We start from the raw sequence: 16179 nt of genomic DNA on the forward strand, positions 1-16179 counted from the left end.
TAGCTGGTAGGACAAATAAAAAGCCGGGTTCGTCAGAACCCGGCTTCTCAAAAGCGCGTATGTACAGTGCTTTTATTTTTTGGTCACCCGAACGGAGATTCGGCGGTTTTGTGCACGGCCCTCTTCGGTGTCGTTGCTGGCTACAGGATGCTCCTGACCGTATCCTTCCGACTCCAGTCGGCCACCGTCGATACCCAGTTTTACCAGTTCGCCTTTCACTGAAGCCGCCCGGTCGCCCGAGAGTTTCAGGTTGCTGTTGGCATTGCCGGTGTTATCGGTATAGCCACCCAGCTTGATGTTCACGTTGGGGAACGCCTTCAGAATCTCGGCAATGTTTTTCAACTGCTCCTGCGATTCGGGTTTCAGCGTGGCGCTGCCCGTCTCGAACGTCAGCCGGTCAAAATCAAACCAGGTGTCTTTGTCCACAGCCTTGTCCGACTTAATAAAATCGAGCAGGTTGGCTTCGATACCTTCGGCGTTCACCCCCTTGAGCGACACGCCCCCGTCGAGGGTCAGGTCGGTCAGTTGGTTGGGCGTTGATACGTCGGCATTGTCGGCCGCGGTCGATTTTTCGAGGTCTACACCCTGTACACCGCCAACGGCTTCGATGCCTTCGGTAGCATGACCGGCGTGGTCACTTGATTTGATAGCGATGTACGGCGCAATCACGAGCGATACAATGGACATCAGCTTGATGAGGATGTTCATAGAGGGGCCCGACGTATCTTTGAACGGATCACCAACGGTATCACCTGTAACCGACGCTTTGTGCGGCTCCGACTTTTTGTAGTACGTCTGTCCGTTGATTTCAACGCCTTTTTCGAACGACTTCTTGGCGTTGTCCCAGGCACCACCGGCATTGTTCTGGAAAATACCCATCAATACGCCCGATACCGTCACCCCGGCCAGCAAACCACCCAGTACTTCGGGGCCAAAAATGAAGCCCACGATCACCGGCACGGTCAGGGCAATAGCGCCCGGAAGAACCATCTCCCGAATAGAAGCCTGCGTTGAGATAGCTACGCATTTTTCGTATTCAGGCTTACCCGTACCTTCCATAATGCCTGGAATCTCACGGAACTGCCGACGTACTTCTTCTACCATGCTCATGGCGGCCCGACCTACGGCGGCAATCGCCAGCGACGAGAAAATAAACGGAATCATGGCCCCCACAAACAAGCCCGACAATACGTCGGCCTTGTAAATGTCGATAGCCGAAATACCCGAAATACCTACGAATGCAGCAAACAGGGCCAGGGCCGTCAGGGCAGCCGAGGCAATGGCGAACCCTTTACCCGTAGCGGCTGTGGTGTTACCCACGGCGTCGAGAATATCCGTGCGGCCGCGAACTTCTTCGGGGAGGTAGCTCATTTCGGCAATACCACCGGCATTGTCGGCAATCGGCCCGAAGGCATCAATCGCCAGCTGCATCGCCGTAGTGGCCATCATACCTGCGGCCGAAATAGCCACGCCGTACAGACCCGCAAAGTGGTACGAGGTATAGATACCAGCCGCCAGTACCAGAATCGGCAGTACCGTTGACTCCATACCTACCGACAAACCGCCGATGATGTTGGTAGCCGCACCCGTAGCCGACTGACGAATGATGGACAGTACCGGCCGCCGACCCATAGCGGTGTAATATTCCGTGATGATCGACATAAGCGCGCCCACAACCAGACCCGTAACAATCGCGTAGAACACATCCATCCGGGTAAACTCAACCCCCCGAATCTGCATGGTGGTGTCGGGCAGCATGGTGGTTACGAGGAAATACGACGCAATCACGGTAAGGATAATCGAACCCCAGTTACCCATGTTTAGGGCACCTTGTACGTTGCCATTATCGTCTTTCACGCGCACGAGGTAACAAGCCAGAATCGAGAAAATCAGGCCCAGGCCAGCAATCACGATGGGCAGTACAATGGGAGCATGACCAAGAATTGGGTCGTTGGGGATAATGATTTCGCGACCCAGTACCATCGTGGCCAGAATCGTAGCCACGTACGAGCCAAACAAGTCGGCACCCATACCAGCCACGTCACCTACGTTGTCGCCTACGTTATCGGCAATAGTAGCCGGGTTACGCGGATCATCTTCGGGAATCCCGGCCTCTACCTTACCCACCAGGTCAGCGCCTACGTCGGCTGCTTTGGTGTAGATACCACCCGCCACGCGGGCAAACAGGGCAATAGACTCTGCACCGAGCGAGAAACCGGCCACCACTTCGAGGGCGCGTTCCATCTCGATACCATTCACGTTGCCCGAACCGCTAACGAAGTAGTTATAGACAATAATAAACAGCACGCTCAGACCCAGCACTGCCAGACCTGCCACACCGATACCCATGACCGAACCGCCCGTAAACGATACGTCGAGGGCGCGGGTGAGGCTCGTGCGGGCCGCCTGAGCCGTCCGGACGTTGGCCTTGGTGGCGATCTTCATACCGATATAACCGGCGAGGGCCGAGGTGAACGCGCCAAACGCAAAAGCGATACCAATGCTCCAGTGTGAGTTTTCGACCAATGAACCTGACCACGACAACAACACGGCAACAATAAGCCCGAAAACGATCAGAACGCGCCACTCAGCTTTCAGAAAGGCAATGGCTCCATCGGCGATGTAGCCGGAAATCTCCTGCATCCGGGCGTCTCCGGCATCCTGCCGCGAGACCCACATAAACTTGGCGGCCATCACGACCAGACCAATCACGCCCAGAATGGGAACAAGGTAAAGACTCGAATTCATGCGAAAAAAGTTGAATAAAAGTTAATAGGCTTCGATTGTTAGCGCCCAAATATAGCGGTTTGCCGTTCGAATCGACAAGAAATTGCCCGTGTTATTGGCTTCAGGCAAGGATAAATTGGTTTTTATGGTGAGGGAACGGCCCCTAAACACAGCCCTAAATGAGGTTTGTCCTTCATTTTCACCGCAAACCGTTCAAAACGGGGGAGCCCGGTCATCGGTATGCCCTGCCCGAGCGTATATTTGGGCACTGTCTTTTTCCTACTTATGCGCTCCATTGTCATTATTGGTAACGGAATTGCGGGTATTACGGCCGCCCGCGAGATCCGTAAACGCTCCGACGATTCGCTTACCGTGATCTCGTCGGAAACCGACCATTTCTTTTCCCGCACTGCCCTGATGTATGTGTACATGGGGCAGCTGGAGCCGCATCATCTGAAGCCCTACGAGGATTGGTTCTGGCCCAAAAATCGGATCAATCTGCTACGGGCTCACGTAGAGAAAATCAATTTTGACCAGAAAACACTCTTCCTCTCCGGGTCGTCGGCGGGGGAGGAGTTGTCTTACGACGTGCTGATCCTCGCCCTCGGCTCAACGCCCAATCCGCTGGGGCTGCCCGGCGAGCAGTTGGCCGGGGTGCAGGGCCTGTACGGCCTGCCCGACCTGGCCCGGATGCAGGCTGATACCGTTGGGGTGCGCGAGGCCGTGGTGGTTGGGGGCGGGCTGATCGGTATTGAACTCTGCGAAATGCTCCTGTCGAAAGGCATCCGGCCGACGTTTGTGGTGCGCGAAAAAAGCTACTGGAACAGCGTACTGCCCGACGAGGAGTCGGCGCTCGTGACGAACCATATCCGTGAGCACCACGTTGACCTGCGCCTGAACACCGAACTCACCGGGCTGATCGACGATGGCTCCGGCCGGGTAGGGCAGGTGACTACCTCGACGGGCGAAACCCTACCGGCTCAGTTTGTGGGTATATCGGTGGGTGTGCGGCCTAATATCCATTTTCTGCGCCACACGGCCCTCGAAACCGACCGGGGTATTCTGGTGAATAACTTTCTGGAAACCAACCTGCCCGACGTATACGCCATTGGCGATTGTGTACAGCACCGAATCCCTCCGCCGGGCCGGAAACCGCTCGAACAAATCTGGTACACGGGTCGGATCATGGGCGAAACACTCGCCCAAACGCTTACGGGCACCCAAACGGCCTACCGGCCGGGCGTATTTTTTAACTCAGCCAAGTTTTTCGATATCGAGTACCAAACCTACGGCAACGCCCCGGCCCGCCCCGACGAGCACCCCGACCTGCAAAGTTTCTACTGGCAGCACGAGACCCGAAAGCTGGCCCTGCGAATTTACTTCCGGGCCGATACGGGCGCGGTGGTGGGTATGAATACGCTCGGAATCCGGCAACGGCAAGCAGTCTGGACCGAATGGATCGAGACCGAAAAGCCGATTGGTTGGATAATTGGGCATTTGGTCGATGCCAACTTCGATCCCGAATTTTTCCGGCGGTACGAGCCCGATATGGCCGCTCAGTTTACCCGGCAATTTCCGCAGTGGCCGGTCGAGACCCGGCCAAAAAAACGTTTGCTTTTTAGTTGGTAAGGGTTTCGCATGAATGTTTTTCTCCTCAAAATAACCCTGATGCCGTCGATTATTGCCCTGGTTACGCTGGTTGCCCGGCGCTGGGGCAACCGAATCGGCGGGCTTATTGGCAGTATGCCCTGGATAGCCGGGCCTATTCTTTTCTTCTTTATCCTCGAACAGGGCAAAGTATTCGGTGTGCAATCCATCGAGGGCGTGTTGATCGGGGTTTTGTCGCTGCTTGGGTTTTGTTATACCTACACTGCCCTGTCGAAACGACTCCCGTGGTTTCCTACGTTGCTCGGTGCGTACGTGCCTTACGCAGCTACGGTCTTGCTTTTTAGTTACCTCCGGCCGGGTCTTTGGCCTTGCTATTTGCTCATCCTGGGCGGGGTGTTTGTCACGTTGCGGTATTTTCCCAAACCCACCACGGAGCCGGTCAAACCCCGGCGTTTGCCGTTCGAGATCCCTATTCGGATGGGGGTGGCTACCGTGTTTGTGGTTCTGATCACGCATCTGGCCGACGTGCTGGGCCCTACCTGGAGCGGTATTCTGACGCCCTTCCCGATTATGACGTCGATTCTGGCCATTTTTTCGCACACGCTACAGGGAAGCAACGCGGCCATTAATACGCTACGCGGGCTGGTGATTGGCCTGTTTGGGTTCAGCACCTTCCTGTTTTTGCAGGCGTTTCTGCTGCCCCATTTTTCGGTGGCGGTTTCGTTTGGGCTGGCGTTGGTGGTCAACGCGGTCATCAACATGGTAGCAAATCGGGTGTGGTGACGGAATAAAGCCCCAGCGTTCCAACCATTTCGGGTCTGGCAGAATCTATACAGCAACGGCAGTTCAAATGCATCATGTTCAGTGCTGGACATTCGGACTTCAGACATTAGACGTTAGACTTACTACCTTTATATAGGAAGGTCTAACGTCTAGTGTCCAGTGTCTGAAGTCCAGTACTGAGTGTCCAGTATTCATTGTACATTCTATTATGAGGTGCCGTGGTTGATAAACTTGTCAGGTAATCATGAAAAAGGTATGGTTTGTAGGATTACTGCTTGGGCTGGCGGGTTGCGCTGGCAATGAGATTGCCGCTAACCCGGCGGATGTGGAGGTGGCCTATGCCGAAACCCAGTGCGCCGATCCGTGGCTGCGCCCAACTAACACCAGCGCCATTGGGTACGTGGCCGACGATACGCGGGCTACGGCTATTCTGGGTTATCTCAAAACGAACGGCGTACCCTCAGCGCGTGATGTTCGGTTTCAGGCACCGCCCCCGGTCGGTTTCAACTGCCAAGACTGTACGTGCCCATCGGGCCGAACGATTCGGGTTACTATCAGTTCCGTTGATCTGGAGAATGCCCGAAAAATAGGCTTTAAACGCGAATAAGTAGGTTTTTATGGTTTTTTAGCCCGATCGGAAGCGGTATGCCCGGTTGGGCTTTTTCTGTTTTGGAGCCACGGTATATGGTGTAGACTGACGTAAACTAAGTCGATACAAATAGGATGAAATCATCGGCAAAAAGGGTCAGTTCGTCGGTGTTTATTCCCATTCCCTCGGTTTAATGGTCGCTGGACGCAACGTCTGTCGTATTAATGGTGTACTAATCATTAGTTAGCGTCCGGTTTGTACACACCGGAGTCTGCTTCTATCCACCATGAAATCAGGAGTAAAATGCAGCAGTCTTACTTATCGGTTGTTCTGATTACGCTTAATGCCGAACGGACTTTACCCCGGACGTTGGCTTCGGTAGCGAATTGGGCCGATGAAATCGTGTTGGTTGACTCGGGGAGTACCGATGCCACGCTCGACATTGCCCACTCGTACGGGTGTCGGGTGTTACACCGCTCGTTTGATGGCTTCGGTGCGCAGAAACAGTTTGCCGTTGATCAGGCAACCCATGACTGGGTGCTTCTGCTCGATGCCGACGAAACGCCCGACGAAATCCTGAAACGGTCAATTATGGATGCCCTCCGGCAGCGGCCCGACCCGCAGCAGGGGTTTTGTTTGCCCCGGAGCTTGGTATTTATGGGGCAGATGTTACGGCATGGCGGGGAGCAAAACCGCCCGGTGTTGCGGCTGTTCAACCGGCAGCACGCCCATATCTCGCCTGCCCTTGTCCACGAATCAGTAGTGACCACCGGCTCCGTGACCGTGCTGGAAGGGACGCTCTGGCACGATAGCTACGGCTCCCTGCACGAGTATATCACCAAAATGAATCAGTACACCTCGCTCAACGCCCGGCAGGCGGGTGTACATCAGCGCAAGCAGGGCGCTTTGGAGGTTTCGGTACGGTTTGGGTTTAAGTTTCTGAAAGTGTACCTGTTCAAAGGGAGCTTTCGCGATGGCCTGCCCGGCTTTGTATGGGCTTTCTTCTCGGCTGTTTACCCGGTTCTGAAATACACCAAGTTGTATGAGGCCACCCAGAAAAAAACCAAAAGTGAGCGAGTGACTGGTGGCAAACAATTGTCTGTCAGTGGTTTCTGAGCAACGTTAAGCTGATGTGAGCTATGGGCTGAGCTGCCCGTCAGCCCGGACCGCGTGCGGTTGAGCCTGTCGAAGGCCTGAGCGTCAGCTATTTTCCATGATTTACGTTAAGAAACATGAGACAGGGGGTTAGACTTTCTTCTTTTTAGCGAAGTCTAACCCCCTGTCTCATGTTTGTCTACCTCTTATAAATTCTTACGCTTCAGTTCGTCAACGGCAAAGTTGGCCGCGCGGGCTGCCAGGGCCATAAACGTAATCGAGGGGTTTTGCGAGCCCGTGGAGGTCATGCTGGCTCCGTCGGTCACAAACACGTTTTTGCACAGGTGCAATTGATTGTGGGCGTTCAGCAGCGACGTTTTTGGGTCGCGGCCCATCCGAACCCCACCCATCTCGTGAATATCTAGACCGGGGTTGCGCTTATCGTCCGACGGCCGGATGTTTTTGCAACCCGCCTTGTCGAGCATCTCGGCTCCCTGCGTCAGAAAATCCTCCATCATGTTTACGTCGTTGTCGGTGTATCCCACCGACGTTACCAGCTGCGGAATGCCCCAGGGGTCTTTCTGGTCGGTGCTGAGCCGAACGTGGTTTTCGTAGCGCGGCACGGTTTCGCCCTGCATCATCATGTACACGTGCCACGGGCCGGGCTGGGTGAGGCTCTCTTTGAAATGGGCGCCGAACGTTTCCGTTGTGGGTTGCCCCGTTCCCCGGCCCGCGCTAAACGCCACCATGTAGCCCCGCTGAAAATTGCTCATCTCCTGCTTGTCGACGTTGCGGAAGTTGGGCATAAAAGCCGTGGTGGGGCGTCGGCCGTAGTAGTAGCCGTCTTCAAATCCCTCATAACTGGCATTAAGGCTACCCCGGTAGTTATGAAACGCCACGTAACGGCCCAGCAGGCCGTTGTCGTTACCGAGCCCGTTGGGGAACCGGCGCGAGGTGGAGTTGAGCAGAAGCAGGTTGGAGTTGAGGCAGGCGGCATTGACAAAAATCACTTTGGCAAAATACTCGGTAGCTTTTTGGGTAACGGTGTCGATGACGCGTACCCCCGATGCCTTCCCCGCCTTTTCATCGTAGATAATAGAGTGCACCACCGAGTTGGGCCGTAAGGTCAGCTTGCCGGTTTTGGCCGCCCAGGGTAGGGTGCTGGAGTTACTGCTGAAATAGCCCCCATACGGGCAGCCCCGGTAGCATAGGTGCCGAGCCTGACACCCGGCCCGGCCCTGCGCGTAGTGAATCGGCTGCGGGTCGGTGAGGTGGGCGCACCGCCCGATAATTACGTGACGGTTTTTGTAGTTAGCAGCTACTGATTTCTGGATATGTTTTTCGAGGCAGTTCAGTTCCCAGGGCTTCAGAAACTCGCCGTCGGGCAGGGTTTCGAGACCGTCTTTATTGCCGCTGATGCCCACAAACTTCTCCACATGGCTGTACCAGGGGGCCAGGTCGTTGTACCGAATGGGCCAGTCAACGGCGGCCCCGTCGCGGGCGTTGGCTTCAAAATCGAACCGGCTCCACCGCTGGGTCTGCCGCGCCCAAATGAGCGATTTGCCTCCCACCTGATAGCCCCGAATCCAGTCAAACGGTTTTTCCTGTACGTAGGGGTGTTCGGCGTCTTTGACAAAAAACTGCTGGGTAGCCTCGTCGAGGGCGTAGCACTTGGTAGCAATGGGGTTGGCCTCGTCGAAAGCGAGCGGCATCCGGTTACGGTGCGGAAAATCCCAAGGGTTGCTGGTGGCGGTGGGGTAGTCGGTAATGTGCCGAACGTCGCGCCCGCGCTCAAGTACCAGAGTGCGCAGTCCTTTTTCGCACAGTTCTTTGGCCGCCCAGCCCCCGCTGATGCCGGAGCCAATCACAATGGCGTCGTAACGGTGTTGTGATTGGTTATTATGCTCTTTACCGGGTCCGTTGATATACATAGTGGCGTTGGTTTAATCGATTTCAACCTGAAAAGGCAGGGCGTACTGGTAATTAATGGGTGTACCGTTGACGCGGGCGGGTTCCCAGCGTGGCATTCGGTTGAACGCCTTCATCACACTCGTGACGTATTCGCTCATTTCTTCAGCTACGTCGGGGGGCGTGGGCCGCGAGGTAACCTCCACGTTCCGCACCCGGCCGTTGGCCAGCACCAGAAACTTTACCGTGAGTTGCCCGGCATTGAATTTCTTACGCCGTAATGCTTTCGGGTATTTGACGTGGTCGGCAATGTACATCATCAGGGCATCGTGCCCGCCCGGAAACTGCGGTTTCTGGATGGTCGGGTCCACGAGTGTGTCGGTCTTGGCCGAAGCCGCCCGGCCGCGCATCATATCGACAGGGCCTTGTGCCCAGGCACCCAGGGCGTACCCCCAGAATAGGGGAATCAGGAGAAATAAACGATACCAGACAGGGAAATTCATGGGGTAAAGATACCCAGATTTTGCGCAGGTGGTAGTGCTTCGGTTGGGTGAAGAAAAACCTGTAAGCCGGCCGCCCGGCTTACAGGTTTGGTAGCTGCTACTGGAGTATAGCCACGGGCCACTCGTTCAGGAGGTTACTCAGGTCCAGTTCGGTAACGGACTTGTGGGTGAGAATACTGGTCCAGGTGGCAGGGGCTCCGTCGGGCAACAAAACCCGCGTATGCTGCCAGTCGAGTTGGGTGGGGTCCGGTACGCCCTGTTCGCGGCATAGGCGGGCTGTGTACAAAGGCACAACTACCACCAGCCAACGGGCTTCGTGTTGCCGGGCAAACGCCAGGGCGTACTCACTCAGAGGTCCATCAATGGTGAGGGGAACGTAGGCCCCGTACCCGAACAGGTCGGGGTTTTGCCGCCGGGCCTGCAACAGTTTGTACGTCAGGGAGAATTTAATCTCACCGCTCCACCGCTCGTGCCACAGTGCCGACGGATTGGCCTCGCCTTCCGTTGCCTGCGCGAGCCACGACCGACGCAAATCAAAATCGACCGGCCGCCGGTTGTCGGGGTCCACAAAGCTCAGGTCCCACCCCTCGGCACCCTGATACAGGTCGGGGATGCCGGGGCAGGTGTTTTTGAGCGTTACCTGTACGAGTGAGTTGGTGATGCCCGCATCGGCAACGCGAATTAGGAACGACGTAAACCGGCTCCAGAACGGCCGGGTGGGGTCGAGCAGCCCGCGTGCAAACGCCCGTGTAGCTTCAATATAGGCGTCATCGCCCGGCTTGTGTTGCTCCGAAACATGCCGCTTGGCTTCGTGCAGGGCCTTTTGCAGAAAACTATCGAACCGCTTCGCCACGTCGTCCGGGTCCTCGCCATCGGCCGCGACACGAGCTACGTTTACGGCTCCGTCCACGCGGGTGGGCATGGGGTAACTCGCCAGCAGCGACTGGTACAGCAAGTACTCGTCGTTGGGATCGGGGGCGTTGTTTGTTTTCAGGTCGGCGTTGAGGGCTTGCCATTCCCGTACTTCGGCGAGCCACTCGTGTGGCAGGGCGGTGAGCACGTTGAGCCGGGCGCGGGCATCTTCGCCCCGTTTGGTGTCGTGGGTCGATAGGCCGTTCATACTCAGCGGCAACTGCTGTTGCCGCTCCTGCATAATCTGGTGAAAATCGGCCACCGACAGCCCAAATCGCCCCGGCGAGTCGCCTACTTCGTTATGCCCAATAAACCGGTTGTAGGTGTACATGAGCGTATCTTCCACACCTTTGGCCATGAGCGGGCCGGTAAACTGCATCACCCGTTGGTAGAATCGCCGGGCCCGGTCGCGGTAGTCGGCATCGGCTACGGGCGGCTTAGTCAGCAGAACCTCTTCCAATACATCGACGGCTGATTCGAGGTCTGGTTTTTCGGTGCGGATCGCTGTAAACAACTGGTGCAGAGCCGTTGCTTCGGCCGGTTCGAGGGGCAGTTGGTTGCCGTAGTAGCGGTACACCGGGCAGTGAATAAGCAGTTCGCCAATGGCCAGCCGAAGTGCGGCATCGCTTACGTTGGCGTCGGGTTCGGCTAGGTTTAGGTCGTGAAAATGGTCGAGTAGGTTGTTCAACTCTCCGCCCATGTGTGCGTACAGGATGTAGGCTTTGCGGTCGCGGATACGTTTGTTCATGGGCGTGTGCGTACCCACGAGCGACTCAAAAAACTCGGTCAGCGGAGCCTCACCGGTAGGGTCGGTGAGGAGGTTATTCACCTGCGCCAGAAAATCGTAGCCACTACTGCCCTGAATGGGCCATTGCGCGGGCATAGGCTCGTTGGCCTGCTGAATTTTTTCGACTACCACGTAAGCCTCAGGGCCTACCAGCTCGCGGAGCCGGTTGAGGTAGGTGTCGGGGTCGTATAGCCCATCAACATGATCGACCCGGACACCCTGAAACATGCCCTTCTCCACCAGTTTGGCAATCAGGTCATGGTACTGATCGAACACGTCTTTGTTCTGCATATTGAGGCAGATCAGCCCGTTGACGGTAAAAAAACGGCGGTAGTTGATCCGGTGCATGGCTTCGGTCCAGGCGCAGAGTTCGTAATGCTGTTCCCGCACCAGCGCGCCCAGGGTTTCGGGCTGCTTATTGACCGCTTCCAACCGGGTATCTATCCAGCTCCGGCCGCTGTCGGTTTGGGCAAGGGCCGTTAACTGAGTCAGGCATTCGTCCCAGGCAATGGCTAAGGTTTCGGGTTGGTCAAGGGCGTGTAGCGGGGCCAGGAGGGCAAGCCATTGGTGTTGGGCGTCGGTTTGGGCCTCAGAGCCTAGCACAGTAGCGTAGGAGCCGGGTTTGAGCGGAAACTGATTATCGAAACATTGAAGCATGAGCCGGTCGCGGTCGTAGACCACGCGCAAGGTCCCCTGTTCGAGTGTTTTTTCGAGCGATTCGCCTAAAAAAGGGGCCATGAGCCGCCCGTGGTACATATCGCTCGTATAGGTCAGGTCAAAAAAGTCTTTGTAGCGCGACAGAGGCCCTTGTTCAAGCAGGTCGACCAGCCAGGTGTTGTGCTGATGGTAGGCCATGTGGTTGGGCACAATGTCCTGAAGCCAACCCATCTCGGCGTTTTTCAGTTGCCAGGCGAGGGCTTCGAGCTGTTCGGTTGTGCCAATTTCGGGGGCAATCCGGGCTGGGTCTACGCCGTCGTAGCCGTGCGTGCTGCCGGGAGTAGCTTCAAAAATGGGAGCCGCATAAATCGTTTTGATACCCAGGTCGCGCAGGTAAGGCCAGAGTTTTTCGACGGCCGCCAGCGGAAACGAATCGTTGAGTTGTAACCGGTAGGTACTGAGGGGGTTGTACATGATGGATAAATACCGTTGAGTCTATAAAAAAAAGCCCGCATGGGGCTTTTGTACTACTGTCACAAACGCCGGGCTGCGTGGCGTGTTTGAAAAAGTTATTGGCTGGGGGCAAGCCCCCAGCGTACATTACATCAGCTTGTCGAGTGTGATGGGCAGTTCATGTACGCGCTTGCCTGTTGCGTGAAAAATGGCGTTGGCAATGGCGGCTGGCATACCTACAATCCCGATTTCGCCCACGCCTTTCACGCCCAGCGGATTCACCACATCATCGTGTTCTTCCACGAAAAGAACGTCCAGCTCGTGAATGTCGGCGCAAACCGGAACGTGGTACTCGGCCAGGTTGTGGTTCATGAACCGGCCATAGCGGTGGTCCATCACGGTTTCTTCTTCCAGTGCCTTGCTGATGCCCCACACCATGCCGCCGATAATCTGACTCCGGGCCGTTTTGGGGTTCAGAATCCGCCCGGCGGCAACGGCTGTTACGGCCCGTGTCACCTTCACGGTGCCCAGGTCCTCGTCTACCTGCACTTCCACAAACACCGCCGAGTGGGCGTAGCGTGTGTACTTGCCTTGCTTGAGCGAGTTGGTCATCGAGGTCGCTGTAGTCCGAATAGCCCGGCCACCGTTCTGGTCAACCAGGGTTTGCAGGTCGATACGGACCGAGGGGTCGGCTTTCAGGCGCATCTGTTTTTCCACGAAAAAGACATCGTCGAACTTCGCTTTGGCAAAGGGTGAGTTCGGCATCTTGCGGGCGAGTTTAAGCAGCTCTTTGCCGAGATCTTCGCACACAATTTTGACCGCTGAACCTACCGTGCCGGCCGTCAGCGACCCACCCTGAAACGGGGCCAGGGGCATGTCGGTATCGCCCAGCCGGAACAGCACATCCTCCAGAGGCAGGCCCAGCGTATCGGCCGCAATCTGCGTCATAATTGTGTACGTGCCGGTGCCAATATCGGCGGTGGCACTGCTCACGCGCAGCTTGCCGTTTACAGTCAGCACGGCTTCGGCGCGGGCCGGTAGCTGATTGGCATCCCAAACGCCCGTAGCCATCCCCCAGCCAATGAGGGTATGGCCCTCGCGCATGGACCGGGGCTCGGGCGAGCGTTTGGTCCAGCCAAACCGTTCGGCTGCCTGTTGGTAGCAGGCTCGTAGTTGCTTACTCGAAAACGGCCGCTTTTCGTTCGGGTCTTCTTCGGTGTAGTTCTTGAGTCGGAGTTCGAGCGGGTCCATGCCAAGTTTGTACGACAGCTCGTCCATGGCGCATTCAATGGCCGACATCCCCGTGACGCCCCCCGGTGCCCGCATATCGAGTGGTGTGTACTGATCGAGTGGCACCACGTTGTAATCGAATTGAGCGTTGGGCGCCTTGTACAGCGCCCCCGACCAGTTGACCACTACCTCGATGTAGTCTTCAAAGCGCGAGGTTTCGGCCGTAGCCGCGTGCCGTAGCGCATCGAGGGTGCCGTCGGGTTGCGCCCCCAGGTCGATGTGCTGCACAGTGGCCGGGCGATGCCCAAACGTAAACATCTGCTGACGGGTGAGCGACACCCGCACCGACTGTTTCAGTTCGCGGGCGGCCATCACCGCCAGAAAAAGCTGGTACTGAGGGCGTAGCCCCGATCCAAAGCCGCCACCCACGTAGGGCGAGACCACCCGCACATCGCGAAACGGAATATTGAATACCTGCGACACATAAAACTGACTGTTGGGCGCCCCCTGCGTTTTATCATAAATGGTCAGTTTACCGTCTTTCCCGTACACCACCGTCGAGCTGAATAGCTCCATCGGGTTGTGGTGCTCAAAACCGTGAACGTAGCCGGTCGAAAGCTGTACCGGAGCTTCGGTAAACGCCTTGTCGAAATTACCGCGTGCTTTGGGTGGGGGTGGTTTCAGAAGCGAGGCCAGCCCGCTTGCAGGTTTACGGGCTGTGTCGAGATGGTGCTGTAAATCGGTTTCGTGCGGTTCCTGGGCGTACTCGATCTTGACGAGGGAGGCCGCGTACCGGGCCTGTTCGAACGTCTCGGCCACCACAAGCGCTACGGGCTGCCCGTTGTACTTGATACGGTCGTTGTGCAACGGCCTGAAGGGCGAACCCGGCGGGGCATCCAGGTCCTTATAGCTCATATCGAACCAGGCCAGTTTAGGCCGGTTCTGATGCGTGAATACCTTCACAACGCCGTCGAGGGCGAGGGCATCGCCCGTGTCGATGTGAGTGATGCGTCCTTTGGTGATCGTGCTCGACACAACCACACCGTGGAGCAGGTCGGGCGCTGTAAATTCGGCGGCATACTTGGCCTTGCCCGTTACTTTGGCCCGACCATCGACGCGGCTGATGGGTTTTCCAATTACCTGATTGTGCATAACGGGGTTATTCAGTTGGTTCGAGTTTGGCCGCCTGACTCAAGGCGCGTACAATGGCGCGTTTGGCCAGTTCAATTTTGAAGGTGTTGTGTCCGTACCCCTGAGCCCCATCGAGCAGGGCGTCGGCGGCCCGTCCGAAAACATCGGGCGTGGGTCGTTGGCCAACCAGCAGAGCCTCGGCTTCGGTTTTGCGCCAGGGTTTGTGGGCCACGCCCCCCATGGCAAGCCGGGCAGCACTAATCTGATCGCCCGAAGCGTCGGACCGTTCCAGTTCGAGCGCGGCCGCTACCGATACCAGCGCAAAGGCATACGAGGCCCGGTCGCGGAGCTTGAGGTAGCTGTTATAGTGAGAGAAGCCGTTGGCGGGCAGATCAATGGCCGTAACCAGCTCGCCGGGTCGGAGGGTGTTGTCGTGCTGGGGAGTATCGCCCGGTAGCCGGTGAAAATCGGCAATCGGGATTGTGCGCTCGCCCTGCGGCCCCGACACCCGGACGACGGCTTCGAGGGCGGCTAAGGCCACGCACATATCGGAGGGGTGAGTGGCAATGCAATGCACATTGCCATCGGCCGACTCAGTCCCCAGAATCGCGTGAATCCGGTTGTAGCCGTGCAGGGCTCCGCAACCCGCCGGGCCCTGGCTGGGGCCACTGTGCCGTTTGTTGCAGGGCATGGAGGTATCGTAAAAATAGTAGCACCGCGTGCGCTGAAATAGGTTGCCGCCGTTGGTGGCCATGTTGCGCAACTGGGCCGAAGCCCCGGCCAGAATCGCCTTCGATAAAAGCGGGTAGCGTTGCTCCACCAGCGGATGGTAGGCCGTGTCGGCATTGGTGACAAGCGCCCCGAGCCGGAGGCCACCATCTTCGAGTTCTTCAACGGTTGCCAGCGGCAGGCGGTTGATGTCGACGAGCGTAGTGGGTTGTTCCACGTGCTCTTTCATCAGGTCGATCAGGTTGGTGCCACCCGCAATAAATTTGGCGGCATCGGGTTGGGCGGTGAGGTCGCGCACGGCTGCGTCGACGCCGGTCGGGCGTAGGTACTGGAATGGCTTCATTGGGCGGTTGGGTTTAGTTGCATCACATCCCGAATGGCATCGACAATATGGGGGTAGGCCCCGCAACGGCAGATGTTGCCACTCATGAGCTCCCGGATGTCGGCATCGGTTTTCACCCGTCCCTCGTTGATCATCCCAACTGCCGAGCAGATCTGCCCCGGTGTGCAGTAGCCACACTGAAACGCGTCGTGGTCAATAAATGCCTGCTGCACCGGGTGAAGATCGCCGGTTTGGGCGTCGGCCAGCCCTTCGATGGTGGTAATCTGATGGTCTTCGTGCATCACCGCCAGGGTCAGACAGGAGTTAATTCGTTTGCCATCGACCAGCACCGTGCAAGCTCCGCACTGACCATGATCGCAGCCTTTTTTTGTGCCTGTCAGGTCGAGGTATTCGCGCAGGGCGTCGAGGAGCGTAGTCCACGGGGCTACGTTGAGCTCATATTCGGCTCCGTTGATGGTGAGCGAGAACGAACGAACGCCGGTACCGACGGGCTCGGGCGGGGCCGAGCGCGGTTGGGTGACCGGCGTTGGGAGAGTTGCCGTTTGCATGGATAAAGACATTGATTAGTCCATGCAAAACGTAGGATATAAAGTGATGTTTCAGAAAGGGCCGTAATGGGCCGGTTGACAGTAAGATGCAACTGACAGGATTACAGGATAAACAGGATTTATGTAGGCCCAGGATAATCGCGGTTATCCTGTAATCCTCCGGGCCGCAGGGCGGT

At 57.0% G+C, this 16179-nt stretch carries 11 protein-coding genes; 4 read left to right on the forward strand and 7 right to left on the reverse strand.

The genetic code is table 11. The features are described 5' to 3' along the window. Positions 1–72: 72 nt before the first annotated feature. Positions 73–2748 carry a sodium-translocating pyrophosphatase gene (locus F5984_RS00335; protein ID WP_152121749.1) on the reverse strand — a complete coding sequence of 892 codons (2676 nt, stop codon included), beginning with the start codon at positions 2746–2748 and terminating at the stop codon, positions 73–75. A gap of 264 nt (positions 2749–3012) precedes the next feature. On the opposite strand from F5984_RS00335, the gene F5984_RS00340 reads away from it, so the two are divergent. From F5984_RS00340 to F5984_RS00355, 4 genes are all read left to right on the forward strand, one after another. Continuing rightward, a complete protein-coding gene (locus tag F5984_RS00340) occupies positions 3013–4356 on the forward strand; it encodes an NAD(P)/FAD-dependent oxidoreductase (RefSeq protein WP_246168742.1) in 1344 nt (447 codons plus the stop codon). Between the two features lie 9 nt (positions 4357–4365). After that, positions 4366–5118 carry a hypothetical protein gene (locus F5984_RS00345; RefSeq protein WP_152121753.1) on the forward strand — a complete coding sequence of 251 codons (753 nt, stop codon included), beginning with the start codon at positions 4366–4368 and terminating at the stop codon, positions 5116–5118. Positions 5119–5362: 244 nt separating this feature from the next. Further along, positions 5363–5725, forward strand: coding sequence for a hypothetical protein (locus F5984_RS00350; RefSeq protein ID WP_152121755.1), 363 nt, complete (start codon positions 5363–5365; stop codon positions 5723–5725). Between the two features lie 285 nt (positions 5726–6010). Continuing rightward, positions 6011–6823: a glycosyltransferase family 2 protein gene (locus F5984_RS00355; RefSeq protein WP_152121757.1), complete on the forward strand. Its 813-nt coding sequence runs from the start codon at positions 6011–6013 to the stop codon at positions 6821–6823. A 185-nt stretch (positions 6824–7008) separates the two neighbouring features. Here the strand turns inward: F5984_RS00355 and F5984_RS00360 are convergent, their stop codons facing one another. The 6 genes from F5984_RS00360 to F5984_RS00385 all read right to left on the reverse strand — a co-directional run bounded on the left by F5984_RS00360 (position 7009) and on the right by F5984_RS00385 (position 16003). After that, positions 7009–8733, reverse strand: coding sequence for a GMC oxidoreductase (locus F5984_RS00360; protein WP_152121759.1), 1725 nt, complete (start codon positions 8731–8733; stop codon positions 7009–7011). 12 nt (positions 8734–8745) lie between these two features. Continuing rightward, the gene (locus tag F5984_RS00365; RefSeq protein ID WP_152121762.1) at positions 8746–9213 is read right to left on the reverse strand and encodes an energy transducer TonB; all 468 of its coding nucleotides are present in this window, start codon (positions 9211–9213) and stop codon (positions 8746–8748) included. A 97-nt stretch (positions 9214–9310) separates the two neighbouring features. Continuing rightward, positions 9311–12043: a malto-oligosyltrehalose synthase gene (gene treY, locus F5984_RS00370; RefSeq protein WP_152121763.1), complete on the reverse strand. Its 2733-nt coding sequence runs from the start codon at positions 12041–12043 to the stop codon at positions 9311–9313. 126 nt (positions 12044–12169) lie between these two features. Then, complete coding sequence (locus F5984_RS00375) at positions 12170–14404, reverse strand: xanthine dehydrogenase family protein molybdopterin-binding subunit (protein ID WP_152121765.1); 2235 nt, start codon at positions 14402–14404, stop codon at positions 12170–12172. A 7-nt stretch (positions 14405–14411) separates the two neighbouring features. After that, positions 14412–15455 carry an FAD binding domain-containing protein gene (locus tag F5984_RS00380; protein ID WP_152121767.1) on the reverse strand — a complete coding sequence of 348 codons (1044 nt, stop codon included), beginning with the start codon at positions 15453–15455 and terminating at the stop codon, positions 14412–14414. Beyond that, positions 15452–16003, reverse strand: a complete 552-nt coding sequence (locus tag F5984_RS00385; protein WP_152121769.1) for a (2Fe-2S)-binding protein — start codon at positions 16001–16003, stop codon at positions 15452–15454. The genes F5984_RS00380 and F5984_RS00385 overlap by 4 nt, the downstream gene beginning before the upstream one ends. Between the last annotated feature and the right edge of the window lie 176 nt (positions 16004–16179).

Origin of the sequence: Rudanella paleaurantiibacter, assembly GCF_009184635.1 — a bacterium.
Classification (GTDB): Bacteria; Bacteroidota; Bacteroidia; order Cytophagales; family Spirosomataceae; genus Rudanella; species Rudanella paleaurantiibacter.